General features: G+C 54.4%; 21 protein-coding genes and 1 pseudogene. 14 read left to right on the top strand and 8 right to left on the bottom strand.

The genetic code is table 11. The features are described from left to right. Position 1 precedes the first annotated feature (1 nt). From SMC7_RS00640 to ptsP, 5 genes are all read left to right on the top strand, one after another. A complete protein-coding gene (locus SMC7_RS00640) occupies positions 2 to 637 on the top strand; it encodes a class II aldolase/adducin family protein (protein WP_119088457.1) in 636 nt (211 codons plus the stop codon). Then, positions 591 to 977 (top strand): hypothetical protein, encoded by a 387-nt coding sequence (locus SMC7_RS00635; RefSeq protein ID WP_126850681.1) that lies wholly within the window; start codon positions 591 to 593, stop codon positions 975 to 977. The genes SMC7_RS00640 and SMC7_RS00635 overlap by 47 nt, the downstream gene beginning before the upstream one ends. Positions 978 to 1,001: 24 nt before the next feature. Beyond that, entirely contained in the window at positions 1,002 to 1,448 is a 447-nt protein-coding gene (locus tag SMC7_RS00630) for a PTS sugar transporter subunit IIA (RefSeq protein WP_119088455.1), read from the top strand. A gap of 138 nt (positions 1,449 to 1,586) precedes the next feature. Then, complete coding sequence (locus SMC7_RS00625) at positions 1,587 to 1,856, top strand: HPr family phosphocarrier protein (RefSeq protein WP_119088454.1); 270 nt, start codon at positions 1,587 to 1,589, stop codon at positions 1,854 to 1,856. Beyond that, the gene (ptsP, locus tag SMC7_RS00620) at positions 1,853 to 3,472 is read left to right on the top strand and encodes a phosphoenolpyruvate--protein phosphotransferase (RefSeq protein WP_119088453.1); all 1,620 of its coding nucleotides are present in this window, start codon (positions 1,853 to 1,855) and stop codon (positions 3,470 to 3,472) included. Before SMC7_RS00625 ends, ptsP begins: the two co-directional genes overlap by 4 nt. Positions 3,473 to 5,253: 1,781 nt before the next feature. On the opposite strand, the gene SMC7_RS00615 is transcribed toward ptsP, so the two are convergent. The 5 genes from SMC7_RS00615 to tsaE all read right to left on the bottom strand — a co-directional run bounded on the left by SMC7_RS00615 (position 5,254) and on the right by tsaE (position 8,805). Further along, entirely contained in the window at positions 5,254 to 6,000 is a 747-nt protein-coding gene (locus SMC7_RS00615; protein ID WP_119088452.1) for an alpha/beta hydrolase, read from the bottom strand. Positions 6,001 to 6,116: 116 nt separating this feature from the next. Then, positions 6,117 to 7,154: a tRNA (adenosine(37)-N6)-threonylcarbamoyltransferase complex transferase subunit TsaD gene (gene tsaD, locus SMC7_RS00610; RefSeq protein WP_119088451.1), complete on the bottom strand. Its 1,038-nt coding sequence runs from the start codon at positions 7,152 to 7,154 to the stop codon at positions 6,117 to 6,119. Continuing rightward, the gene (gene rimI / locus SMC7_RS00605) at positions 7,135 to 7,611 is read right to left on the bottom strand and encodes a ribosomal protein S18-alanine N-acetyltransferase (protein ID WP_119088450.1); all 477 of its coding nucleotides are present in this window, start codon (positions 7,609 to 7,611) and stop codon (positions 7,135 to 7,137) included. Before rimI ends, tsaD begins: the two co-directional genes overlap by 20 nt. Then, positions 7,608 to 8,309: a tRNA (adenosine(37)-N6)-threonylcarbamoyltransferase complex dimerization subunit type 1 TsaB gene (gene tsaB, locus SMC7_RS00600; protein WP_165845020.1), complete on the bottom strand. Its 702-nt coding sequence runs from the start codon at positions 8,307 to 8,309 to the stop codon at positions 7,608 to 7,610. Before tsaB ends, rimI begins: the two co-directional genes overlap by 4 nt. Then, a complete protein-coding gene (tsaE, locus tag SMC7_RS00595; protein ID WP_119088448.1) occupies positions 8,281 to 8,805 on the bottom strand; it encodes a tRNA (adenosine(37)-N6)-threonylcarbamoyltransferase complex ATPase subunit type 1 TsaE in 525 nt (174 codons plus the stop codon). The genes tsaB and tsaE overlap by 29 nt, the downstream gene beginning before the upstream one ends. Before the next feature lie 204 nt (positions 8,806 to 9,009). Here tsaE and groES point away from each other — a divergent pair, with 204 nt between their 5' ends. The 5 genes from groES to SMC7_RS00570 all read left to right on the top strand — a co-directional run bounded on the left by groES (position 9,010) and on the right by SMC7_RS00570 (position 15,554). Beyond that, complete coding sequence (gene groES, locus SMC7_RS00590; protein ID WP_119088447.1) at positions 9,010 to 9,300, top strand: co-chaperone GroES; 291 nt, start codon at positions 9,010 to 9,012, stop codon at positions 9,298 to 9,300. A gap of 12 nt (positions 9,301 to 9,312) precedes the next feature. Then, a complete protein-coding gene (groL, locus tag SMC7_RS00585) occupies positions 9,313 to 10,929 on the top strand; it encodes a chaperonin GroEL (protein WP_119088446.1) in 1,617 nt (538 codons plus the stop codon). Between the two features lie 1,094 nt (positions 10,930 to 12,023). Next, positions 12,024 to 13,613 carry an ABC transporter substrate-binding protein gene (locus SMC7_RS00580; RefSeq protein ID WP_119088445.1) on the top strand — a complete coding sequence of 530 codons (1,590 nt, stop codon included), beginning with the start codon at positions 12,024 to 12,026 and terminating at the stop codon, positions 13,611 to 13,613. Between the two features lie 60 nt (positions 13,614 to 13,673). Then, complete coding sequence (locus SMC7_RS00575) at positions 13,674 to 14,678, top strand: ABC transporter permease (protein WP_119088444.1); 1,005 nt, start codon at positions 13,674 to 13,676, stop codon at positions 14,676 to 14,678. A 9-nt stretch (positions 14,679 to 14,687) separates the two neighbouring features. Continuing rightward, entirely contained in the window at positions 14,688 to 15,554 is an 867-nt protein-coding gene (locus SMC7_RS00570; RefSeq protein WP_119088443.1) for an ABC transporter permease, read from the top strand. 156 nt (positions 15,555 to 15,710) lie between these two features. On the opposite strand, the gene SMC7_RS07510 is transcribed toward SMC7_RS00570, so the two are convergent. Next, positions 15,711 to 15,839 carry a hypothetical protein gene (locus tag SMC7_RS07510; RefSeq protein ID WP_279386251.1) on the bottom strand — a complete coding sequence of 43 codons (129 nt, stop codon included), beginning with the start codon at positions 15,837 to 15,839 and terminating at the stop codon, positions 15,711 to 15,713. 259 nt (positions 15,840 to 16,098) lie between these two features. Here SMC7_RS07510 and SMC7_RS00565 point away from each other — a divergent pair, with 259 nt between their 5' ends. Next, positions 16,099 to 17,547, top strand: coding sequence for a glucose-6-phosphate isomerase (locus SMC7_RS00565; RefSeq protein WP_119088442.1), 1,449 nt, complete (start codon positions 16,099 to 16,101; stop codon positions 17,545 to 17,547). Here the strand turns inward: SMC7_RS00565 and SMC7_RS00560 are convergent. Both SMC7_RS00560 and SMC7_RS00555 read right to left on the bottom strand, forming a co-directional pair. Further along, positions 17,519 to 18,499: an ROK family protein gene (locus tag SMC7_RS00560; protein ID WP_119088441.1), complete on the bottom strand. Its 981-nt coding sequence runs from the start codon at positions 18,497 to 18,499 to the stop codon at positions 17,519 to 17,521. The genes SMC7_RS00565 and SMC7_RS00560 overlap by 29 nt on opposite strands. Before the next feature lie 93 nt (positions 18,500 to 18,592). After that, on the bottom strand, positions 18,593 to 19,813 hold the full coding sequence (locus tag SMC7_RS00555) for an ROK family transcriptional regulator (protein ID WP_119088440.1): 1,221 nt from the start codon (positions 19,811 to 19,813) through the stop codon (positions 18,593 to 18,595). Between the two features lie 227 nt (positions 19,814 to 20,040). Between SMC7_RS00555 and pheS the strand changes: the two genes are divergently transcribed. From pheS to SMC7_RS00540, 3 genes and pseudogenes are all read left to right on the top strand, one after another. Continuing rightward, on the top strand, positions 20,041 to 21,045 hold the full coding sequence (gene pheS, locus SMC7_RS00550) for a phenylalanine--tRNA ligase subunit alpha (RefSeq protein WP_119088439.1): 1,005 nt from the start codon (positions 20,041 to 20,043) through the stop codon (positions 21,043 to 21,045). A 9-nt stretch (positions 21,046 to 21,054) separates the two neighbouring features. Next, positions 21,055 to 23,484, top strand: a complete 2,430-nt coding sequence (pheT, locus tag SMC7_RS00545; protein WP_119088438.1) for a phenylalanine--tRNA ligase subunit beta — start codon at positions 21,055 to 21,057, stop codon at positions 23,482 to 23,484. A 65-nt stretch (positions 23,485 to 23,549) separates the two neighbouring features. Beyond that, positions 23,550 to 24,241 (top strand): annotated as a pseudogene (locus SMC7_RS00540) (hypothetical protein); the annotation flags it as partial.

The following is a 24,241-nucleotide window of genomic DNA, read 5'->3' as shown; positions in this document are numbered from 1 at the left end:
GATGTTTGAAGAACAGAGATACAGAGAAGAGCTTTGCGAAGTCATGAATAGACTGTACATGAGAGGACTTGTGTCTTGCTTGGGCGGTAATGCCAGTGTCGTCTCAAGAGAAGACAACTTCATTCTGGTGACACCCACGCACATTGACAAGATGAAGATAAGACCGGACCAAATTGTCAAGGTCGGCTTGGACGATGGGCGAGCTGTTGGCCCGGGGACCTTCTCCAGTGAGACGATTAACCATTTGAGCATCTACAAGGCAAGACCCGATATTCGGGTCATCCTGCATGCGCATCCTGCAAGTGCAGTTGGGATGGTCACCGCTGGCTACATACCAAGAAGCATTACCTCAGAGTACGTAATGCTCATACGTGATCTTGTCGCAGTTGACTTCGGAACACCGGGAGAGAAGTCTATTAAGGGCTTGACTGATGCATTTGCCAATACCAACATTGTTCTCCTCAAGAACCATGGCGCATTCAGCGTTGGCCTGACACTTCTAGAAGCCTTGTCAAGAATAGAAGCACTGGAGGAAGCTGCAAAAATCGCAGTTGCAGGTCGCGCTTTTGGCGGAGTCCCTGAACTGACAGATGAACAGAGAGAAGAATGCATATGTGCGTATTCGAAGAAGTCGTGACTCCCAGGAGCTCAGAGAGGATACAGTGGGACACCAGTATTTGATTTACGTAGCATGTGGCAACGCGGCAGCATCGGCGAGTCTCGTCGGAAGCAGGCTCTCCGAGCTACTGAAGGCCGAGAAGATCGAGACAAGGGTAGAGACCATGAGAGTAGTAGAAGTAGCTGGGCACGTTGCGACCAAGAGGCCTGCCTTGGTTGTTATCACTGCCGGTAGTGTCTTCTCCAGAGAAGGGCTACCAGGAGATCTACCCGTCATGTCTGGATTGCCTCTCATGACGATGGTGGGGGTTGGTGACTTCATTAAGAAAGTCAAAGAGGCTTTACACCTAGGAGCCTGAATCTCGCACGTAGGAGCCAAAGAAATGAAGCTGATGACGTTGCACGTCAAGGGTACGAGAGAGGAGGCACTATCCTCGTTAACAGACAGATTGAGAGAGCACGACTATGTCAAGGAACCATACAAGGAGTCTCTGCTTCTACGAGAAGAGAAGTATCCGACAGGACTGGCTCTTGCTAACTCAGTGAACATCGCAATTCCACACACTGAGCCAGCACTTGTCAACGAGAGCGTCTTTGTCATGGGGGTTCCGGACAACGTGATCAGATTCAGGCGAATTGACGCTCCATCAGAGGATGTATCCGTGGATCTCATCTTCCTACTTGTGATAAAGGACCCTGAACGATACCTGAGATTCCTCTCTGGGCTCACGCAGAATTTCGAGAATGCCGAGTTCTTGGAGCAGATAAGGCATAGGGACACCGAAAGCATACGGCAGTTCCTGGAAAGCGGCGTTCTCGAGTCTGCCTAGGCTCTCTATTCGGCCAGCAGAGAGCACATGACATTGGCACCCCGAAGCTGTGGCAAGGCTCTTGAGAATCTACGAGGATTCCATGACAGTAGTCCGTAGTGCGTGGCGGTTTTTCGGGAAGGACAGTGAGACTAGAAGATGATTGTCAGAGAGTTCACAGTGCTGAACAAGGTCGGACTACACGCTCGTCCTGCAGCGGTCTTTGTGGCAACTGCACGCAAGTTCAAGTCAGACATCGTTGTAGAGAAAGGCAGAAAGAGGGCCTCTGCAAGAAGTATACTCGGTCTTTTGACTTTGGGTGCAGGGCATGGAGCAGTAGTAGCTATCACGATTGAGGGCGAAGACGAGCAAGAAGCCATGAAGGCGCTCGCAGAGCTTGTTGCAAACAAGTTCGGTGACGAGGAATGAAGGAACTCAGGGGAGTTGGGGCTTCCACAGGAATAGTAGTAGGCCCCGCAAAGATCTGCCAATACGCCGAACTCGAGGTCGCGGAAGCGAAGGACGAGCTCCCCTTCAAGGACAAACTGGAAACCCTGAGAGATGCACTAGAGAAGACAACAAACGATATTCGACAGTCGTACGCACGTGTGGAGGCAACTAATCCCAAGGGAGCAAAGATCTTTGAGGCTCACGTCCTCTTCCTTCAAGATCCAACCCTGCTGGAGAGAATTGAATCAATGCTGCGGGAAGGCTATGGCGTTGCGTATTCTGTCAAGAGGTCTTTTGAGGAAAGCGCGCGGCAGTTGGAGCAACTTGAGGATGGATACCTCAGAGAGAGAGCAGGAGACCTACGCGACGTTTCGGAAAGGGTCTTGGGGACTATTCTACACAGATCCAAGACAGGTGCTGTACTGCTGTTAGAGCCCTCGATAATCGTGGCAAGTGACCTGACCCCATCAGACACGGCACGCTTGGATAGAAGCAGTGTTCTGGGGTTTGTGACCGAGAAGGGGGGGGCCACGTCTCATACTGCGATCCTGGCCGAAGCCCTGGGAATCCCGGCAGTTGTAGGAGTGAAGAACGCACTCCGAGAAATTCGGGATGAGGATGAACTAATCATCGATGGAAGGCAGGGGCTGGTAATCGTAGGGCCAGAAGAAGAAACGATCAGAGCATATGCAAGAAGACGAGAGGAGCTCGAACGAGAAAGTGCGACACTCAGAGAGAACGCGACGCTGACGAGGCCTAGGAGGAGTAGCAAGAAGGTTGAGGTCACCGCGAATATCGGTTCTCCAAGGGATGTGGAGAAGGCTCTGCAGGTGGGAGCAGATGGGGTGGGCCTCTATAGGACTGAGTTTCTGTTCCTCGATAGAGACTGTCCTCCAAGCGAAGAGGAACAGTTCGAAGCGTATAGAATTGTGTTGGAGCAGTTCAGCGGCAAACCCGTGACTATCAGAACGCTTGACATCGGGGGAGACAAGGAGATTCGCTACTTGAACCTGGACAAGGAACTGAACCCTTCCCTCGGAGTGCGCGGAATACGTTTGTGCCTAGAACACAGAGACCTATTCAAGACTCAACTGAGGGCAGTTCTTAGGGCAAGTACGTATGGGAGGGCTCGGATTATGTACCCAATGGTCGCGGTGAGAGAAGAGATAGTAGAGGCCCGTGCGGTACTGGAGGAAGTGAAGAAGGAACTGACAGAAAACGGAACAACCTTTGACAAGGGCATAGAAGTTGGGATTATGGTGGAAGTCCCGTCGGCAGCCCTGAACGCGGAAGAACTGGCTGATCATGTTGACTTCTTCAGTATTGGCACAAATGACCTCGTGCAGTACACCTTTGCTGCTGACAGAACAAATGAGAACCTCTCGTATCTCTATCAGCCGCAAAACTCCGCGGTTCTCGGTCTTGTCAAGATGACTGTGGATGCATCTCACAGGAGAGGCAAATGGACCGGAGTCTGTGGGGAGCTTGCGGGAGATGCGGAGGCAATTCCAACTCTTGTGGGGTTGGGGGTTGATGAACTGAGTATGAGCTCCCAGAAGATACCCTTCGCACAGAAGATACTGTTCGAGCTATAGAAGCGTGCTTGACTCTTCTTCAAGTCATCTTCCCTGCTGGCTAGGACCACGTTGGCGGCTGATGAGAGCGCTTCGGCGATCGGGCCCCATGGTCGCCAACCGCAAGTGTGAGGGGGTCTCGCCTTGGATCATGGTTGGCTATTCATGCGCAGTCAAGACGTGAATTGAGATGCTGTGCCTGGAGCACCCTTACAATTGTCTTTCCTATGGAGAAGGGCACGTCTGTTGACGTCATTTGCACCCATTCGGGGAGTCCACGGATGAGCCCCGTCGTAGGTAGGGGCAACTGGTTGTGACGTAGAATCATTGCAGCGTATGTCCGGGGGCTACACCCCTCCCCTGGTACATCAGTGAAGCAAAGTGAAGTCCGCTATTCGATGACATGACGGCGTTTCTGTCCGCCACAAGTGACTGCACCCTTCCTACATATGACGCGAAGTGTCTCCCTTGGGTTCGTTCAGGGTTTGTGTCAGTCTCCATGGCCCTCATCCACCATGTGACGTGTAGCTTGGTCCATATTGGATTCCACTATCAGAAGTGGGAGGAAGCTGCTTGCTCTCAGGTTTGAAGTGGAGGGGCTTCACTGGACGGTCCGTGGGGTACAAATGCCAAGATGAAAACGATGGCATGCGTGCCACAAGATGGAGCGGCCGTCTGAGATGACCCTGTCTGATTGGTGTCTCTCACCCCCTCTGGTATTGTACGGCTCGGAGTCCACTCGGTGGCCTTCTGTACCGCTGTCGACAGGCGTATGCCCTGAGGGCGTGTGCGTACCAGGATGAATGGACGTTTGAATCGGAGACTTCAGGGACATTACCATCTAATACCTCCCGAGACAGATTGAGTCCAATGGGATCTCTTTCGTGTTCCGGGAACCCTAGGAAGCGAGCTATTGGGTTGAACATGGACAAGGGCGGCTCCTCTCACGAGGAACCGCCCTGCTTCCTGCCTAACAGACAGGTCGGGAAATCATGATGTCACTGCAACTGGCCTATGTCGTGCGTGCCCTTCGGTTGTCGAATCCGATGTCGAGCCACCGCTGCACCAGCTCTGCAAACTCATCTAGTGTCCCCAAGTGCTTCTCTGACTCAGGACGGGCGCCTACCCACCGAGAACAAGCTGACCATTCTGACCTTCCTGAACCTCTGACACGCACGATTGGCCAGTCAACTGCATCCTGCGCCTCTGCTCAGTCCGGTTACAGTCTCCAACACGAGCCTGAACAGCAGTCTAGCGGACGGACCGTAAGACCGCCTGTTCGCCCCTATCTCCACCGCCTACTCTCGCCCCGTCCGGAATCCCAAGGACTACCTCCAAGACCAGTCAAAGGCGGGTCATAGCGGAACAACTACTGAGCACATCCTTGCATCGACGGTCATCGCCACATTCGTGGCCAGCCTAGTGACCTTGTTCCCCAAGAGACACGACCAAGACTGGGAACCGACGTCTCTCCCCGGCAGGCAATTGCAGAAGTACATAGGGCCACCCACAGGAGTAGTTCCGGAGACTACAGGTTAGTCTTGTCCGGGACGGCTAGAGCCTCGAATGGTTGCTCACCGGCTGTTTCTGTCGGACAGTCGGAGCAGCCGGCTTCTCGTCTGCGGTGTTCTCTTCCTCCTCATTCTCTACTATGACGCTCAACTTCCTCAAATCGGCAAGCAGCAGGTTCCAGTCTAGACTCGCTGGGTCTACCATGTATGCAGATGGCAAAATGACACAGCGGATGGCTACCAAGCCATCCGCTTTTCTTCTTCTACGATTGTCTCTTCCCTCGTCCGTGTTCAGTGCGAGAGTCGCTGGATGAATTTCCACGCACTGTCAACCACACCATCCTTGTCATAGTCCATTGTCACGACATGGGCTGATCTCTCGAGAACAACCATCTCCTTGTCTGTGGAAGCGGTATGCTCCATGATAAACGGACCGCACTCGTGGGGGACGACATGATCGTGCGTTGAACGCATGACGAGTAAGGGTTGGGCAATGAGTCTCAGGTCCCTGCGCGTGACTCCGAGCAGCTTCACCATCTCGTGAGCGCCTGCGGTCGGCGTCCTGTCGTACGCGGGTTCGATGATACCGGGTTCCATGATGTCAGACGCGATCGCCGGCGTCGATGCTATCAGATGCTTGAGGATGGGCAGAAAAGGCGCACGCTTGTCGGTCATGAAGACAGGTGCGTTGACGGGGATGACGCCGGAAATCTCTGGATGATGCTCTGCAAGATACAGGACAAGCGTTCCGCCCATCGAGAGTCCGGTGACGAATACCTTGTCACACTGGCTGGCCAGCAACTGATACGCCTGTTCGGCGTCACGAATCCAGTCTGTGTAGCGAGCCTTGTTGACATCTTGCCACTGCGTCCCATGACCTGTCAGGCGTGGAGCCTCAACGGAGAGCCCTTTTGCCGCGAGCTGCTCCGCATAGTAGCGAATACTCCCCACTGTCCCCGTGAATCCCTGCATGACGAGACAACCAACACCGCTCGTGCCTTTCGCGCTGAACGGTCTCCCTTCTTCGCGAATGTCCATTTCCCGCCTCCGTTTCAAACGTGTGGCATGCACATCAATTCCATTATCGGCAACCCAGACCTTGGTGCAATTGCGTAGATGTTACGGCATCCCGGCCCGGATGCCACTGCCTTCCGTCAAGTGTTCAGCGAACTGTCCTCTATTCCCAGTGAGGAGCATGCATCAAGATCGATGGCCGCCCGTACATCCAGCATGGCCCGCCGTGTCCCAGCGTAGGCGATCATCGCGCCATTGTCCGTACAATACTTCATCGGTGGGAAGTAGACCCGGACATCCCCAGCTCTCGCGAAGCTATCTCTCAACCGCTTGTTTGCGGCAACACCGCCCACGACCGTGAGGGTGCGGGGGGAGAGGTCGCGGGCCGCCCGCAATGATTTCCCTGCGAGCTCACCGACGACCGCAGACTCAAAACTTGCCACGATGTCAGAGAGATGAGCTTTGAGTTCCTCCGATGTCAACGACTTCACATAGTTGATGCCGGCAGTCTTGAGGCCACTGAAACTGAACTCATACCCTTCCCGGCTGAACGTCACTCTTGGAAAAGAGTGGTACGAGGGATCCCCGGTTGCGCCAATCTTCTGGACCACCGGCCCTCCCGGATAACCAAGTCCCAGATACTTCGCGAACTTGTCCAGCGTCTCCCCTGCCGCATCGTCGCGCGTTGTACCCAGAACTCGATAATGAAGCCATCGGTCAGCATAAACCAGCTCCGTGTGCCCTCCGGATACAATCAGCGCCAGCAACGGAAAGTCGCCCCCCGTCAGCGGCTGCAGGTCGCTTCCTGAATCATGGAGGAATGACGCCATCACATGGCCCTCCAGATGATTCACGGGGATCAGAGGTTTTCCACTGGCATATGCAAGCCCCTTTGCCGTTTCTACGCCTACAAGAAGAGAACCAATCAACCCGGGTCCGTAGGTGACGGCAATTCCGTCTACGTCCCTGATCCGCATGCCTGCCTGAAGCAGAGCTTCATCTACAGAGGCGATAATCGTCGCGGTATGTCTGCGAGAAGCAATTTCCGGAACAATGCCGTCATACTTCCGATGGAACGAATCCTGACTCGAAACAACCGACGACAGGACCAGACCCGTATCATCTACAACAGCTGCAGCCGTGTCGTCGCAGGACGTTTCAATCCCCAGTATGCGCACTGCGTAGCTCCTTTCTCATGACCAGCCCGTCTTCCATGTTGTCAGGATAGTACATCGGTCGCAGATCCGTCACTCCAAAACCCAGCCCCTCATAGAGCTTCTGAGCTGCGACATTGGACCTCCGGACCTCAAGGAAAGCGCTCTCCATCTTGAGATCCCTTGCCAGGTCGAGGAGAAACAGAACGAGCTGCTTTGCCACGCCAGATCCGCGAGAGGAAGGGTGGGTAGCGACATTGACGATGTGCAACTGTCCTTCCTTGAACCAGCCGCCGATGAATCCGACGATGCGTTTATCGACTGTAGCGACGAAGTACTTTGCATCTGCATTGAACGTAATGTCCACGAAAAAGGTCTCTTTGGGCCAGGGCGCCGCATAGGACGCTTCCTCGATCGCCCAAATAGCCTTGAGATCCCGGACACTCGCCGCCCGGACTATGATTGACGGCGCGGACGTCACAACGCCGCCTTCGGGTGATCGAACAGTTCCTCCGTGCTGCGGAGGTACAGCGGCTCAAGTGTGAACGGGTCTTCATTGCAAGCACCGGCCGAAGCCGCAAGGATACCTGCGCAGCTCGGATACTCGTTGAACGACCACGCCACGTTCTCATATTCTTGCGGGCGCTGGCTCTCAGGAACTGCAGCAGGCGAGAAGGCGCAGACAGCAAGCCCGCCCACGTCACGGACAGCATCGAAAGCTCCCGGTCCCATGCACACTGCATCCGCTTGAGACACGACCGCCCCACCACGGACGGCAAACTCCTGCACATAGAACTCGTGACGCCGAGCATCCAGAAGCGCCCACACGGGACCGCCAGTCACATTTGGTGTGCTCGTCAGAAAGCCACTCCAGGCAACCGCTTCCAGCGTGGTGACTGAGACGAGCGAGCAGGGAGTCGCGTAGGCGATTGCTTTGGCAATGCTTGCGCCAACCCGCGACCCCGTAAAGGTTCCAGGACCCTTGACCAGCACGATGCTCCTCACGTCATCGAGCGTGCATCTTGCCTCTACAAGGACGCGGTCGACCGCAGCCACGACAGTATTGGACGCAGTCGCCAACTGCAGTGAAGCCTGTGCCAGTACTTCATCTCCCCGCGCAAGGCCAACGATCCCAGAAACGGTGGCCGTGTTAATGAGAAGAAACGCCTGTCTCGACACCGAAACACCTCGCAATAATGGAAGGCTGGTAGAAATCGCGCAGAACAATGCGTCTGACTTCTTCGCCCAGGACTTCGAAGTGGACCTCAATACGCTCGTACATCTCGAGGAATCTTCCGGACCGTTCAGCCCACTCGATTACCGTAACACCGCGCTTGTCCAGTTCTTCCTCGAAGCCCATTTCGACCAGTTGTCGAGGGTCCTCGATGCGATAGAGGTCAAAATGCCTCACCGGTTCCTTGCCCAGATAGTTCCGTTCCAGGACAAAGGTGGGGCTGGCAATGCTTGCCCGATCAACGCCGAGCGCTACCGAGAGCGCACAAGTGAGAACCGTCTTGCCGGCGCCCAGGGGACCGATGAGTCCAACGACCAGTGAGCCGCGGTTCCCCTGTGCAAGCGTCTCCAGTAGACAGCTCCCGACCAGAATGCCAATGCCCTCAGTAGATTGGTGGCACCGGCTCAGGAATGGTATCTCTATGCAAGTTTCGTAGGTCATGTTCGGGTAGTCATCTTAGCAGGAACCCGGCTTTTGTACAAGACTGATGTGGTATTCGGTTTGCTCCCCGTCCGGAGGCTCGGAGGTACCGCGCCAGACCCTTCCGATACTTGACAGCTCACCATGCCCTCCTATAATGACTTAGCACTCATGCAAAGAGAGTGCTAATCCATCAAGATTTTCTAGTACAGGAGGTATGACAATATGGCAAAGCTGGTACCAATCGGTGATCACGTCGTCATTAAAGTGGAGATGGCCAAAGAGACCATGAAGAGTGGCATTGTTCTGCCTGACAGCGCCAAGGAAAAACCTCAGCAGGGCACCGTCATGGCAGTTGGCTCCGGCGTTATGCTGGACAACGGCACCAGGATTCCCCTTGAGGTCAAGAAAGGTGACAAGGTTTTCTATTCCAAGTACAGCGGCAACGAAATCAAACTCGACGACGAAGAGTACGTTGTGCTGTCTCAGCACGACATCCTCGCTATCGTCAAGTAAGGAGGAATGACCATGGATGCAAAACAGATCATCTTCAATGAGGAAGCATACGAAAAGATTCGCACTGGCGTTGATAAGCTCGCCAATACGGTCAGGGTTACGCTGGGACCAAAGGGCCGCCATGTTGCACTCGAGAAGAAGTTTGGTTCGCCGGTCCTGTCCGACGACGGCGTCAGCATCGCCAAGGAAATCGAACTCCAGGATCCGAACGAGAACATCGGCGCACAGCTCCTCAGGGAAATTGCCCAGAAGACTGAGGACCAGGCTGGTGACGGTACAACCACAGCCACTGTCCTTGCCCAGATCATGATTCAGGAAGGTATCAAGAACGTCACTGCCGGCGCAGACTCCGTCGCACTCAAGGCCGGCATGGACAAAGCGACGACAGCTGTTCTCGAAGAGCTCAAGAAGCTGTCTCGCCAAGTCAAGACTCGTGAAGAAAAGGCACAGGTTGCCACTGTCTCATCCAAGATGCCAACCGTCGGTGAGGCAATTGCGGACGCCATGGAGAAGGTCGGCAAGGACGGCGTCATCACCGTGGAAGAGTCTCAGGGTCTCGAGATGAAGGTTGAGACCGTCGAGGGTATGCAGTTCGACCGTGGCTATATCTCGGCGTACCTCGTGACTGACCCCGACCGCATGGAAGCCGTGCTGAAGAACCCTCTCATCTTCGTCACTGACAAGAAAGTCACGTCCATCCAGGAGTTCCTGCCCGTACTGGAGAAACTCTCCCAGAAAGGCCGTCCATTCCTGCTCGTCGCCGACGACATCACGGGTGAAGCGCTCGCGACCATCGTCCTCAACAAGGTGCGTGGCACGTTCTCGTGCATCGCCGTCAAGGCACCTGGCTTCGGCGACCGGCGCAAGGCCATGCTCGAGGACATCGCCATCCTTACGGGCGGCAAGGTGCTCAGCGAGGACCTCGGCCTCACCTTCGAGAAGGTCACCGAAGACATGTTTGGCTCTGCTGACGAAGTCAAGGTCGACAAAGACAACACGACCATCGTTGGCGGGAAGGGAGCCAAGGAGGAGATCAAGTCCCGCATCGGCCAGATCCGCAAGCAGATCGAAGAGACCAAGTCGGACTACGACAAGGAAAAGCTTCAGGAGCGTCTGGCAAAGCTTGCCGGTGGCGTCGCCATCATCAAGGTCGGCGCACCCACCGAGACAGCCATGAAGGAGCTCAAGCACAGAGTCGAGGACGCCGTCAGTGCTACCAAGGCAGCCGTGGCAGAAGGCATCATCATCGGCGGCGGGGCTGCGCTGGTGAAGGCAGGAAGGGGAATCGACGGACTCAAGCTGACCGGTGACGAGAAGACCGGCGCCGAGATCGTCCGCAAGTCACTTCGTGAGCCGCTTAAGATCATTGCAGACAACTCTGGCTATGAGGGCGTCATCGCGGTTCAGAAGGTTCTCGATGGCGACGACAATCTCGGGTTCAACTCGCTCAACAACAAGTTCGAGGACCTCTTCAAAAGCGGCATTGTTGACCCGCTGAAGGTCACACGCCTCGCGCTGCTGAACGCAGAGAGCATCGCGAGCCTGCTCCTCTCGACGGCGGCTATGGTCACAACCGTTCCGAAAGCGGAGAGTTCGGCACCTGCTGCTCCGGCCTACCCTGACTACTAGAACTCTGCTTCGCTCATCGTCTGTCAACAGAACCCTGGCCTTCTGGCCAGGGTTTTTTCTATGGCTCAAAACGCATGTTCCTCGACTCAAGTGCTGATCATCGCTCTCAGGTAATGGGAACATACCTTGAACCATGCTGAAACCGTGTCGCCTCACCTCAGAAATGGAGGTGAACCATCAGGTCGCAAACTCACTGGAAACGGAGGCGGTGCTGCCACGTTTCTTGATGACCAGAGGTTGTCTCCTCTTAGGGGTCTCATCCAGGTGATCCTGACAGAGAGATCTCGTGGAGGAGGGTTGTCACGTCCAGCGCTGCGCATGTTGATCGCAACTGTTGCTTCGTCTGTTCCGATACATCTTGCCGCGCCAGTATCCGTGCACAGAGGGCCTGTGCTTGGTCCTCCACCTTGGTGACGTGGCTCCCATTTCTCTCCTTGTGGAGGAGCTTCTGACTGGGAAGGAACCAGTTCACCAGGAGGTGCAGGAAGCTGTACAGCCGGTTTAGGAGGCCAACCTCTCCCTGACTGTTATGCCGGTCGTACCCTACGAATGTGCGAATGATGAAGTTGTTTTTTCTTCCATATGGGCATTGTCGTTCTTGTGATAGGGACGGGAACGGGTGAGATGTCCGTTCATGAACTCGCTCCCATTGTCGGAGTGCAGTCAGATCACACGACCTGGATACCTGCGGAGACAGGATGCCGGGGCAGCAACCACAGAGATCTCTGCTTTCGTGGGCACGGCCCCTGCCTGGGGGTGTCCCACTGCTCCTTTCTCATCCGAAGGATCAGCATTCTTCTGTCATCCTTCACTTCCATTTTCTCATGAGTTTGCGGAGACGTCTCACCTCAATGTTGGATCAGTCGATGCCGAGCCTTGACACGGGAGGCGGCATGACGTATCTTACAGGAAATCGGGTATGGTACAGAAAAATGTACTCACAAAACCAGCAATGTCTTCAAAAAGGTACTGGGGTTCTTTGACGATAAAACAATCGCTCAATCTTGGCAATATTTGATCTAGTAGGGGAGACTGGAAACCAGGAACTTTAGAAAAGTGTTAACATAAATTAACCAAGAGGAGGTAACAATAGAATGAAGAAAACGTTAGTTTGTGCGCTTGTGCTCGTGCTAGGTGTAAGCCTTCTTGCTGGATGCAAGCCTGTAGCGAAGCAGCCAGTAACGTTCGTGTTTGCTAAGGGAGATGCGGTCGAGCTTGACCCAGCGGACGTAACGGACGGTGAATCTGTAACAGTAATGAACAACATCTTTGAAGGGCTTGTGAGGTACAAATCTGGTTCGACAGAGGTAGAACCCTGCCTTGCAACGAGCTGGGATACATCTACGGATGGGCTTGTCTGGACGTTCCACCTCCGGCAGAACGTGAAGTTTCAGGACGGGACTCCATTCAACGCAGATGCGGTTGTGTTCTCCTATGAAAGGCAGAGGGACCCAAATCATCCATTCCATCAATACGGAAAATGGGAGTATTGGGGATGGTGCTTTAGCGAAATCGCGAAAACTGAAAAAGTTGACGATTCAACAGTAAAGATCACCTTGTCGCAGCCATTTGCTCCGTTTCTCAGCACAATGGCGATGTTCACTATGGATGTTGTGAGCCCTACAAACTGCAATCAGTGGAAAGACCAGTGGTTTGCCCATCCAGTCGGAACAGGTCCTTTTAGCTTCGTGGAATGGGTCAAAGGTGATCACGTAACTCTTGAGAAGAATCCCAATTATTGGGGAACTGAACCGACGATCGATAAGCTTATTTTCAGGGTCATAGACGATCCGTCCTCGAGATACCTTGCTCTTCAAAAGGGAGAGGTACAAGGGATGGAATTCCCTAACCCAACGGACCTTCCCAAGATTACGCAGGATTCGAACCTTACTGTGTTGAGCCAGCCAGGACTCAATGTCGGCTACCTTGCAATGAATATGGGTGCTGACACCCCAGGTTTCCAAAAACCATTTGCAGATGTCAGGGTAAGGCAAGCGATAAATTACGCAATTAACAAGAAAGATATTGTGGATCAACTTTACAAAGGCACAGCAACGCCCGCCGTAAATCCAATTCCTCCTACGCTTTGGGGTTATAATGACACAGTCCAAGACTACAGTTATGACCCAGCCAAGGCAAAAGAGCTCCTGAAGGCGGCTGGATATCCAAATGGTTTCAAAACGAATCTCTGGGCAATGCCAGTGTCAAGGCCCTATATGTTTGATCCGAAAGCAATTGCAACTGCCATACAGGCAGATCTAAAGCAAGTCGGCATTGATGCGGAGATCGTAACATACGACTGGGGCACGTATCTAACGAAGACCGAGGCCGGAGAACAGGCAATGTGTTTGCTCGGTTGGACGGCCGATTACGCAGACCCTGATGACTTCCTCTATGTCTTGCTTGATTCCGATGCTGCGAAAGTCGGGTCAGCAGGCAATGTTGCTTTCTACAGAAACCCAACAGTGCATGCGCTAAACAAAGAAGCGCAAATGACAACAGACCTCAATAAGAGAATTGACCTTTACAAGCAAGTCCAGCAAATTGTCCATGATGATGCGCCTTGGGTTCCACTTGCGTACGCAACACAAACTCTCGTCTTTGCCAAAAATGTAAAAGGTTTTGTTCTTTACCCAACGGGAGACTATCACTTCGATACAGTTTCCCTTGATACCAGCAACTAGAGCAGGTAGGCAAGCAAGGAGGGGCGGGCGCCCCTCCTTGCTGAACACTGGAGCTCCCCAATGAAGTACTATGTCGCAAAGAGAGCTGTTAATGTGCTTCTCATAGTATTTGCAGTGTCCATTATTATCTTCCTCCTCATAAGACTTGCACCTGGTGATCCTGCAATTACGATGGCAGGAGAACATGCCTCGGCTGAAGCGCTTGCACACATGAGAACCGAGTGGGGCCTTAATAAGCCGGTCATTGTGCAATACTTCATTTGGTTAAGACACGCCCTCAGGGGCGACTTTGGCCAGTCGATTCTTACGCATCAATCGGTGCTCGTGGAGCTTGTCCAGCGTTTTCCAAATACACTTGAGCTGTCAATCTTTGCAATGACATTCGCTACTATTATTGGACTGCTTGCCGGTATTGTTTCGGCAGTAAGGAGATACTCGTTTTTCGATTATGGAAGTATGATAGTCGCCTTATTCGGAGTATCAATGCCCATTTTTTGGTTAGCAATTATGCTCATTATGATCTTTGGCATTAAACTTGACCTTCTCCCAACTGGCGGACGTCTGAGTGTGATGTACTCAATCAGACCTTTAACTCATTTGTACCTTCTAGACAGTTTACTTGAATTGAACTTTCCCGCATTTCTGGATGCTTTGAAACATCTTATATTGCCCTCGCTTGCTCTTGGCACCATACCTATGGCATTTGTCGCGAGGATTACACGCTCGAGTATGCTTGATGTCATGAGTCAAGATTACATCAGAACCGCACGCTCCAAAGGACTTAGTGAGAAGGCCGTTGTCATCAAACATGCTTTAGGAAATGCACTGATTCCCATACTTACCGCTTCAGGAACGGAATTTGCAGGACTTATGGGAGGTGCTGTTCTGACAGAGACCATTTTCTCATGGCCCGGCTTAGGTACGTATATCGTGCAAGCTGTTTCTGCCAGAGATTACCCTGCCGTTCAAGGTGCTGTAATTTTCATCGCCTTGGTGGTTGCATTAATTAACCTAATTGTTGATATTGTCTACTCCTATGTTGATCCACGTATTCATTATGAGTAAGGGAACTAGATGAAAGATTCTGTTTTGATAGAAACGTTTAGATACGTTCGAAGAAGCAGATCTGCCATGTTTGGGCTGTTCGTGATTTGTTTTTTTGTTTTTATCGCTGTTGCTGCTCCTCTGATTGCTCCGCACAATCCACTTGTCCAAAATCTCAAGATAAATTTGCAACCCGGATTTTGGGCTGACAAAAGAACATATTTTCTTGGAACCGACAATTTTGGAAGAGACATTCTGAGCAGAATTATCTACGGTGCAAGAATTTCACTGACAGTGGGTTTTATTGCCGTTATCATAGGAGTTTTGCTTGGAATGACCGCAGGAGTAGTTGCTGGATTCCTGGGTGGGTGGGTTGATAACGTCATTATGAGAATTGTAGATATCATGTTTTCCCTTCCTTCTATTCTTCTGGCGATAGTTATTGTTGCCATTCTTGGAAGGGGACTTGATAAAGCCATGATTGCAATTGGAATTACGTATGCTCCTCAAATTGCAAGAATAGTACGCTCTCAAACTATTGTCGTTAGCAATAGCGAATTCATTGAGGCGGCAAGAGCAATTGGTACACCGAGCCTTAGAATTATGGTAGTTCACGTTCTTCCAAACATTCTTTCTGTTTTGATTGTATATGGGACCCTTAGTATTGGAAGTGCTATCCTTGATGCGGCAGCTCTCGGTTTTCTTGGACTTGGAGCACAACCGCCGACGCCCGAATGGGGAGCGATGCTTGCCGATGGTATTCACTCGATTACGGGAGGGTACTGGTGGGTGGAAACGTTCCCTGGTATTGCAATTCTTTTGACAGTTCTCGGGTTTAACCTCCTTGGCGATGGACTAAGGGATGCCACTGATCCAAGACTGAGAAGGAAAGCTTAACTCCTAGCCACCCTGAGCGAGTCTCGAAACTCCCCTTCTGTTCTTCTTGGATAGAACATAGATATGTTATGTATCTTGAGCACATAGGAAAAGGTAGCACTCACACTTACTGGGCGATGGAGCCGTGTCACCTCACGTAAAAATGTTCGTGAATCATCAGGTCGTGAACTCACCAGAAATGGTCGCGGTGCTTCCACCTTTTGTGATCACTAGAGGTTGTCTCCTTTTGGCAATTGCATCCAGTCGATCCTGGTAGAGCACAATCTCGTGGAGTAACGTTGTCATGTCCAGCTCTGTACGGGTAGAGATCGTCTGCTTCCGTCGTCCCCGCGCATGCGGGAATCCATCTTTGCATCACCGCATGGGTCCCCGTCTGCGCGGGGACGAAAAGAAATCGCCACATCCGTCATTCCCACTGCTCCTTTCTCATCCGAAGGATCACCAGTATTCTGTCATCCTTCACGTACATCTTAGATGAGTCGATGCGGGTGTTGCACCACTGTCGCAGACCCCTACAATGCTGGAGATACACGGAGGTGTCAGAATGAGTGGACCAATACGACTGGATAGCACATGGGCTCTCGATCACATCGATGCCGAGGAGATCGACCGAGGAATGAAAGGGGCGGCGCTGCAGCTCCAGCTCCTCGTCAACAGGAAGGGCGCCGGCTCCGAATACACGGGATGGCTCAACCTACCCGTCGACGCTCCTGACAGTCTCTTGGCCAGAATCGAGGATGTCGCTGCCGGATTCCGTGAACAATCGGACACTGTCGTCGTCTGTGGTGTCGGAGGTTCCTATCTTGGGGCTCGAGCGGGTCTGGAATTCCTTGCCGGCCTTCCATCCCGCTCAGCAACCGACAGCTTGCCCGACATACTGTTCGCCGGCAACAGCCTCAGTTCATGGCAACTCCGAAAGTTGCTGGACAGGCTTGCGGGCCATCGTTTCTCCGTCGTGGTGATCTCGAAATCCGGCACGACGCTCGAAACCGCGGTTGCCTTCCACATCCTGAAAACAGAGTTGGTTCGACGGTTCGGCACAGAAAAGACACGCACCCGTATCGTGGCCATAACGGACTCGGAGCATGGAACCCTGCGCGATCTTGCCAGGGACGAGGGCCTGGTCACATTCGATCTGCCTCGCGACGTTGGGGGACGCTATTCAGTACTCACTCCAGTCGGTCTCCTTCCATTCGCGATCGCAGGCCTGAATATCCGTGCGATGCTGCAAGGCGCCGCAGAACAGCGCACTGCCAGCCTTGGTTCGCCTGCAGCGACTAACGACGCTCTACAGTACGCTGTTGCCCGACGTCTTTTGAACACAAGTGGAAAGGGCATCGAACTGCTTACAAGTTTCGAGCCCTGCCTGCACTTCGTCGGCGAATGGTGGAAACAACTGTTCGGCGAGAGTGAGGGCAAGGACGGCAAGGGGATCTTCCCTGCGTCGGCGGAATTCACAACTGATCTTCACTCGCTTGGGCAGTTTGTCCAGGAAGGAACTCGCTCCCTCTTCGAGACGGTCGTCGATGTGCCCGCCCCAGCCGACGTCCCATTCCTCTGCGATACGGACTCGCCAGACGAGCTTGCTTATCTCAACGGCCGAAGCCTGTCTGCCATGAACCACGATGCCAGGGTCGGCACTCTTCTTGCTCACCACGATGGCGGCGTCCCTGTACTTCAGCTGACCATGCCCGATGTCTCAGAACGCAGCTTCGGCGCCACTGTGTACTTCTTCGAGGTCGCCTGTGCGGTAGGAGGCTATATGCTTGGCATCAACCCCTTCGACCAGCCTGGTGTAGAAGCGTACAAGCACAACATGTTCGCTCTCCTGGCCAAACCGGGCACAGAGGTGGAAGCCGCGGACATTCGCTCACGTCTTGCCAGGGGGCAACTGACCAGCATCGAGCAAGACACCACCCGCAGAAATGGTCGTGGAGGAGCGTCTCCAACGGCGTCAGACGAACTTACGTCGAGTAGACAGTCTGCCCTTTGAGAAGCTGATCCGCGAGAAGAGCCGCACCAACGGCGGCGGCATCGTTCCTGTAGTGTGCCATCGAGAATTCGATACCCTCAAACACGAGCGGCAGAGAACGCCGCTGAGCAACGCGTTTCATTTCATCCATGAGCAACCCTGATTCGGCAACTCCGCCACCAAGCACAACCATATCCGGGTCGAGTGTGTTGATGAGTGCCGCTGCCGCCCGGCCGAGGTAGCGGGCCGCCCGCTTGAAGGCTTGCTGCGCCAGCAGATCTCCATTGTGAGCAAACTCGGAGATTGTCCGGGCCGAGTCTGCATCTTCCATTTTCATAAGGCTCTTCGACCCTCGAGCCAGTGCGCTTCTGACATACCGCTCAATGCCGGTTCCGGAAGCAATGGTCTCCAGGCAACCATGCCGGCCGCAGCCGCACAGCAGGCCTCGGTCGACCATGGGAAGGTGACCCATCTCGCCTGCAAAGCCGTGACGACCAACATACAGATGCCCGTCCACGATGAGCGCTCCTCCAACACCAGTCCCGACAGAGAACATCACGACATTGCGGCGGCCGACGGCAACCCCGCTGACCCACTCGGCGAAGAGCGCGCAGTTGGCATCGTTTTCCAGATACGCTGGAGCACCGGTGACCCCACCGACGATATCCACAAGCGCCACATCTCGCACGCCGGGCATGTTGGGAGGGAACAGCAGCACGCCGCGCTTCTGGTCGACCATGCCGGCACACCCGATACCGGTACCCATGATGGCAGCTCCTGCATCTGTCGCCCGCCGATGGAGGTCGCTCATCCCTTTCAGAATCAGCTCTGAGAACTCACGACTGGACCGAGCAGCATATGGCCGTTCCACCCTGTATGCGATGGCATCACCCGACCAGAGAATGAACGTGACCTTGGTCCCGCCTATGTCCACACCTGCTACAGTGCGCGCCGTCGCCCTTGATGTCTCCACTTCGCCAACCTCTCAATCACTTTTGTACGCAACGTTACAATTCAAGTAATTGTACGATTGAAGCAGGAGCTGTCAAGCTGTCGAACAGCTTCCTCAATGACGGCGTTCCTCTCGAACGGTCAGGAAATCATACGGGTTCTCGAGGAAATCGTCCAGCACAACCGTCATCGCCCCGAGAAGAGTGCTGTTTTCTGACAAAGAGGACAGCGTGATAGAGATCTGATCGGCGGTGTGGTAGAAGCAGCGTTCGGTGATGATGCGTTTCATGGGCTCCAGAATCGGGGCGCCCAGAGCCGCCACCTGGCCCGTAACGATGATGCGCTGGGGAGCAAGAAGGTTCACCAGATTGACGATGGTATACCCAATGAGCTCGCCCTTCTCTTTCAGAACCCCCAGCACCTTGGCGTCTCCCTCGGCACCCAGCTGCTGGAGCTCCGCAAACGACAGCTGCCGACCGATCTGAGCGGAAGCGTCTTCGAGAATACCGCGCAGCCCTGCATACAACTCGACACACCCACGGTTTCCACAGTCACACCACTTCCCGTGACGGCGGTCGACCGACGTGTGGCCGATTTCGCCTGAGACTCCGAAGTTGCCCGTGTACAAGCGCCCCCCGACAATGATGCCGGCGCCGATACCATAGCCAAGGTGCACCAGAACAAAATCGGAGGCATCACGACCTTGACCGAAGAACTTCTCGGCAACGGCTTCAGCGTTTGCATCATTGATGACGAATGTTGGAAAACCGAAACGCGTCTGCAGCAGCTGCCGGGCCTGGAGGTTGCGGATCGATGGGAAGTTCGGAACACTGATGACGACGCCCGCCTCAGAGTTGATGAGACCGGGCGCGGAGAAACCCAAACCGATAACCTTGACACCCCGGTGACGGTTCAGCAGTTCCTGCACGGTCTCCAGCACTCTCTCGAACTCCGTCTTGATAGAGCCCTTGGGATCGATAGTCCGCTCCGTATGGTCGAGAATACCACCACCCAAGTCCATGAGCGCAGTGCGAACATGCGCCCATGAGAAATCGATGGCCACAATGTAGCGCGACCTCCCGTTGAAGTGCAGCACGACGGGTTTGCGCCCTACGCCCACACTCGCTCCCGGCGATTCCGTGACGACACCCTGCTCGACAAGAAAGGAGACGATACGTGAAACCGTCGGAGCGGTCAGCCCCGTAAGTCGAACCAGATCCGCTCGCGAAGTATTGTTTGTCCCATGAACGGTTCGGAGAATACTGGAGGTATTCTCCGCCTTGATACTGGTCTGGTTCTTGCCAATGTGTTTGCTTGCCTTGGGCTTTGTGGTCATGACATCTCCTCGTTGCCGCAATATGCGCGGACCTCTACCAAGAGCAAGTATAGCAACAATCGCATGAGAGTCGTATCGGCGCCAGCCAGCCCTTCTTCGACTGACGCAACGCCCCCACGCTTGTCTCCAAGCGACTCGTGTGAACTGCACGCACGCTTGTAAACAGGGCGAATCAACGTACAATTCATATGATAATCGCTTGATTGACACTGAACGAGGAGCAGCACATGCCAAGCACGATAGACGAAATCCGTACAGCCTTGGAGACGCGGTTGACTGCCGCTCGCGATGCTCAGGACGTTCGAAGTGCACAGATCGAGTACCTGGGAAAGAAGGGCACGGTCACGGCGTTGCTCAAACAGATTTCGGGTGTGGCCGAGGACCAGCGCAGACAGTTCGGCGAGCAAGTCAATGCACTCAAGCAATGGGCAGCGCAAGCGATCGAGCAGAGGCTGTCCAATCTGTCTTTCACCACGCGCAGGTATGACATCGACTTTTCTCTGCCGGGGCAGCTCATGCCTGCCGGCAAGAAACATATCCTCACGCAAGTCGAGGAGGAGGTCGAGTCCGTCTTCCTTTCCATGGGATTCGACATAGAAGAGGGTCCGGAAATCGAGCAGGAATACTACAATTTCGAGGCGCTCAACATCCCCGCGGACCACCCCGCGCGCGACATGCAGGACACATTCTACTTGGCGCCCGGCATGCTCCTGCGTACGCATACGTCGCCTATTCAGGTCCGGACGATGAAACGCGAGAATCCACCCATACGGATGATTGCCACCGGCAGATGTTATCGCCGCGATGCGGTGGATGCAAGCCACACTCCCGTGTTCACACAGGTTGAAGGTCTCGTCATCGACAAGGACATCACCTTCGCAGATCTGAAGGGAGTACTCCAGGAATTCGTGAGAGGAGTATTCGGCTCATCCACCAACGTCAAGCTCCTTCCTTCATTCTTCCCATTTGTCGAGCCGGGTGCTGAGACCGCAATCTCATGCCCCATCTGCGGAGGCAAGGGTTGTCCAACCTGCAAGAACTCCGGATGGATCGAAATGGGCGGCTCAGGCATGGTCCACCAGAACGTACTGCAAGAGGTCGGATACGATCCCAGCATCTATCAGGGATTTGCGTTTGGGTGGGGCATCGAGCGGATAGCCATGATCAAATACGGCATTCGTGACATTCGCATGTTCTACGACAATGACCTGGATTTCCTGGGTCAGTTCTGAGGTGACTGGATGAGAGTCAAGCTTTCTGCGCTGCACGCCGCGATCGATTTTGACTACACCCCCGAGGAGCTGGTGGCAAAATTGGGTGACGTCGGTATTGAAATCGAATCGACGGAAAGAACCGATGTCCTGTTTAGGGACGTCTTCGTTGCGCGGGTCATGCATACTGTACCCCACCCGACACGCCACAGGCTTCAGCTCATAGACCTCGACCTCGGTTCGCGCGGAACGACCAGTGTATGCACAGCCGCCACCAATGTGCGCGAGGGCGACATCATCCCAGTGGTGATTCCAGGTGGCAGGACGGCCGACGCCATGGACATCGCGACGCGCATGTTCGGCACAGTAGAATCGTTCGGTATGCTGTGCTCCTGGAAGGAACTGGGACTCGATAGTGACCTCCTGTCCTCCGAAGAGAAGGAAGGTATCTTGCATCTGGGGTCGGGAGCGATTGTCGGGAGTCTCTTCGAGGAAGCCTGGCCCGTAGGAGACACCGCCTTCGAGGTGAGCGTTACACCTGACCGGGGCGACGCCCTGTCGGTTCTCGGATTGGCTCGGTGGATCGAAGTGCTCAAGGCAAGAGAGGCGAATCAGCCGTTCGATATGGGCGACATCAAGCTACCGCTGCCCTCAGCCCTTCCACACGCCCGGAACGACGGAGACCTGGCTGTGACAATCAACAACCAATCCCTGTGCAGTTCCTACATCGGTGTCCTGGTACAGGATGTTGCCTCTGGCCCATCGAGTCACGCTTTCCGGACTCAGCTTTACCAATTGTGCGTCCGCCCTGTCAGCAGGATTGTCGATATGACCAATCTCTGTCTGAAACAATACGGACAGCCGACTCATGCGTTTGACTACGACCACCTTCAGGAGCATCGTATCATCGTGCGGACGTCTCTGCCCGGCGAGACCATTGTCACACTGGACGGCGTGTTGCGCTCCCTCGAACCAGGCACACTCGTCATCGCAGATGCTGCGGTTCCAGTGGCCGTCGCCGGCGTCATGGGCGGACTGGCATCCAGCGTCACGGCTACGACGACCCGCATCGTCTTCGAGATCGCACACTTCGCTCCGAGGGCAGTCGCACATGCAAGCAGGCACCTCGGCATCAAGTCAGATGCAGCTTATCTGTACGAGCGTGGCACCGATCCAGGGCTCACTGTCAGCGCCGTCCCTTCCGTTCTATCGGCACTCGTCCGCGAGCAGTGTCTCGGTTCCTACGTCTCACGTGTTGCTTCTGCCGGAATCCCTGTTCCTTCAAAGCTACCGCTGAGTCTCGATCTGGATCGGGTGAACGGCTACCTGGGTTCCAACCTCGACACCGCAGACATGCAACGACTCTTCGGCTATGAAGGAATCGCGTCGAGGGTCACGGGAACGACCCTGTCGGTGATACCGCCATCGTTCCGTGGCGACCTGACATCCTGGCCGGAATATGTCGAAGAGATCGTCAGAATGGAGGGTTATAACGAGTTCCCCTCGCACACGCCGAACCTCGTCCTGCGCCGCGGTTCAGAGTCTCCCCTCAAAACCCTCTGTAAGCGCCTGCGCCAGATTCTCGTCGGCATTGGGCTCGTTGAATCACGCACTGTCAGTTTTGTGCGGGAGAGCACGGTAACCGCGATGGGCTTGCCTCCGGCACCGCTCCTGCTCAACCCGCTCACCGTAGACTGGGATGCTCTGCGCCCCACAATGGCTGTCGGCCTTGCAGGAGCCGCGGTGCGGAACCTGTCGCGAGGCCGCGAGGGTTTCGCCTCGTTCGAGATCGGCAAGACGTTCAGCGTCAGCGACCACTCCTTTGACGAGGAGACGAAGCTTGGCATTCTTCTTGTGGGGAGGTGGCAGGATACCAACTGGACGACGCCCACCATCAACTCAAGCATCTTCGTGTTGAAGGGCATCATCGAGTCAGTCCTTCGCGATCTGCATGTACCCTGTAACGTCGTGTCATCGGATAGTGCAATCCTGGAGACTGGCGCAGGCGTCCTGTTTTCCTCGGAGACCACGGCACTGGGTACACTCGGCATTCTCAGGCACGACGTCGGTGTTCTGCTGGGTCTGGAACGGGAGGCATTCTACGCCGAGTTTTCTGTCGATGCCCTGCTGAAAAACATCCCAACTATCAGCTTCAAGGAGTTTTCCAGGTTCCCGTCGGTTCGGCGTGACATCGCTGTCCTGGTGGACAGCGGCATGACGGCCGGCCAATTGCAGGCGATCGTTGCTGAACATGGTGGGCCCCTACTCAAGGCAATTGTCGTGTTCGACAATTTCCAGGGGGGCGGTCTACCGGCAGGCAAGAAGAGCGTGGGCTTCTCGATGGAGTTTGCCTCACCCGACCGAACATTGTTCGGCGAGGAGGTCGATGTCCTTGTTAACTCCGTCGAGGCCGCCCTCGCGACTCATGTAGGGGGCATACTACGAAGAACCCGGGTATAGAGGCTCAGCAGGCGATTCGCGAATACACGTATGGCAAGGTCGGTTTCGACCGTATTCAGGAGAACTTGGCATCACAGACCGAGTCGGCGCTGGGTGCCGAAGAAGCACGCAGGCTCGCTCCGCTCGACAGCATTGACGCCATCAGAGCAGCCCAGACCGAGACTGATGAAGCGTCTTCGTATCTGGAGCGATTCGGCGATCTGACTCTCAGCAATCTTCTCGACGTGAGAGCCGAACTGGACAAGGCCAAGGTCCGTCTGCAGCTCGCCGGACAGGAAGTGTGGAGGGTTTGCGTCGTCCTGAACGAGCTGTCACGTGTGCGAAAGGCGTTCGTGACAATCAAGGACCTCTATCCCACACTGTTCAGTATTTCCCAGGATGTCAAGCCGTTTTCATCTCTGGCACAAGAGATAGAACGATGCGTCAATCAGGATGGAGACATCCTTGACGACGCATCAATCAACATCGCAGCCATCCGTCGTGAGAAAATCGAGCTGCAGAAAACGATCAACAAGGTGCTCCAGGATATCCTCGGGAGCGAAACCTACGGCCGTGCCGTTCAAGACCGCATCGTAACGATGCGGAACGACAGGTACGTGATCCCAGTGAAACGAGAGTTCAAGGATGCAATTCAGTCGGTTGTCCACGACCAGTCCGACAGTGGCATGACCCTGTTTGTCGAGCCCACTCGCGTGATCGATCTCAACAACCGGCTGCAGATCCTGCAGTCCGATGAGAAGAAGGAGATATCGCGCAT

This window comes from Candidatus Cryosericum terrychapinii (assembly GCF_003570925.1).
In the GTDB taxonomy this organism is placed as follows: Bacteria; Caldisericota; Caldisericia; order Cryosericales; family Cryosericaceae; genus Cryosericum; species Cryosericum terrychapinii.
This window is presented reverse-complemented; position numbering and strand designations above follow the sequence as displayed.

Bases quoted from the DNA above. Each gene is read 5' to 3' on its own strand.
- SMC7_RS00640 (WP_119088457.1), top strand. From the start codon at position 2: ATGTTTGAAGAACAGAGATACAGAGAAGAGCTTTGCGAAGTCATGAAT.
- SMC7_RS00635 (WP_126850681.1), top strand. From the start codon at position 591: ATGAACAGAGAGAAGAATGCATATGTGCGTATTCGAAGAAGTCGTGAC.
- SMC7_RS00630 (WP_119088455.1), top strand. From the start codon at position 1,002: ATGAAGCTGATGACGTTGCACGTCAAGGGTACGAGAGAGGAGGCACTA.
- SMC7_RS00625 (WP_119088454.1), top strand. From the start codon at position 1,587: ATGATTGTCAGAGAGTTCACAGTGCTGAACAAGGTCGGACTACACGCT.
- ptsP (WP_119088453.1), top strand. From the start codon at position 1,853: ATGAAGGAACTCAGGGGAGTTGGGGCTTCCACAGGAATAGTAGTAGGC.
- SMC7_RS00615 (WP_119088452.1), bottom strand. From the start codon at position 6,000: ATGGACATTCGCGAAGAAGGGAGACCGTTCAGCGCGAAAGGCACGAGC.
- tsaE (WP_119088448.1), bottom strand. From the start codon at position 8,805: ATGACCTACGAAACTTGCATAGAGATACCATTCCTGAGCCGGTGCCAC.
- groES (WP_119088447.1), top strand. From the start codon at position 9,010: ATGGCAAAGCTGGTACCAATCGGTGATCACGTCGTCATTAAAGTGGAG.
- groL (WP_119088446.1), top strand. From the start codon at position 9,313: ATGGATGCAAAACAGATCATCTTCAATGAGGAAGCATACGAAAAGATT.
- SMC7_RS00580 (WP_119088445.1), top strand. From the start codon at position 12,024: ATGAAGAAAACGTTAGTTTGTGCGCTTGTGCTCGTGCTAGGTGTAAGC.
- SMC7_RS00575 (WP_119088444.1), top strand. From the start codon at position 13,674: ATGAAGTACTATGTCGCAAAGAGAGCTGTTAATGTGCTTCTCATAGTA.
- SMC7_RS00570 (WP_119088443.1), top strand. From the start codon at position 14,688: ATGAAAGATTCTGTTTTGATAGAAACGTTTAGATACGTTCGAAGAAGC.
- SMC7_RS07510 (WP_279386251.1), bottom strand. From the start codon at position 15,839: ATGACAACGTTACTCCACGAGATTGTGCTCTACCAGGATCGACTGGAT.
- SMC7_RS00565 (WP_119088442.1), top strand. From the start codon at position 16,099: ATGAGTGGACCAATACGACTGGATAGCACATGGGCTCTCGATCACATC.
- SMC7_RS00555 (WP_119088440.1), bottom strand. From the start codon at position 19,813: ATGACCACAAAGCCCAAGGCAAGCAAACACATTGGCAAGAACCAGACC.
- pheS (WP_119088439.1), top strand. From the start codon at position 20,041: ATGCCAAGCACGATAGACGAAATCCGTACAGCCTTGGAGACGCGGTTG.
- pheT (WP_119088438.1), top strand. From the start codon at position 21,055: ATGAGAGTCAAGCTTTCTGCGCTGCACGCCGCGATCGATTTTGACTAC.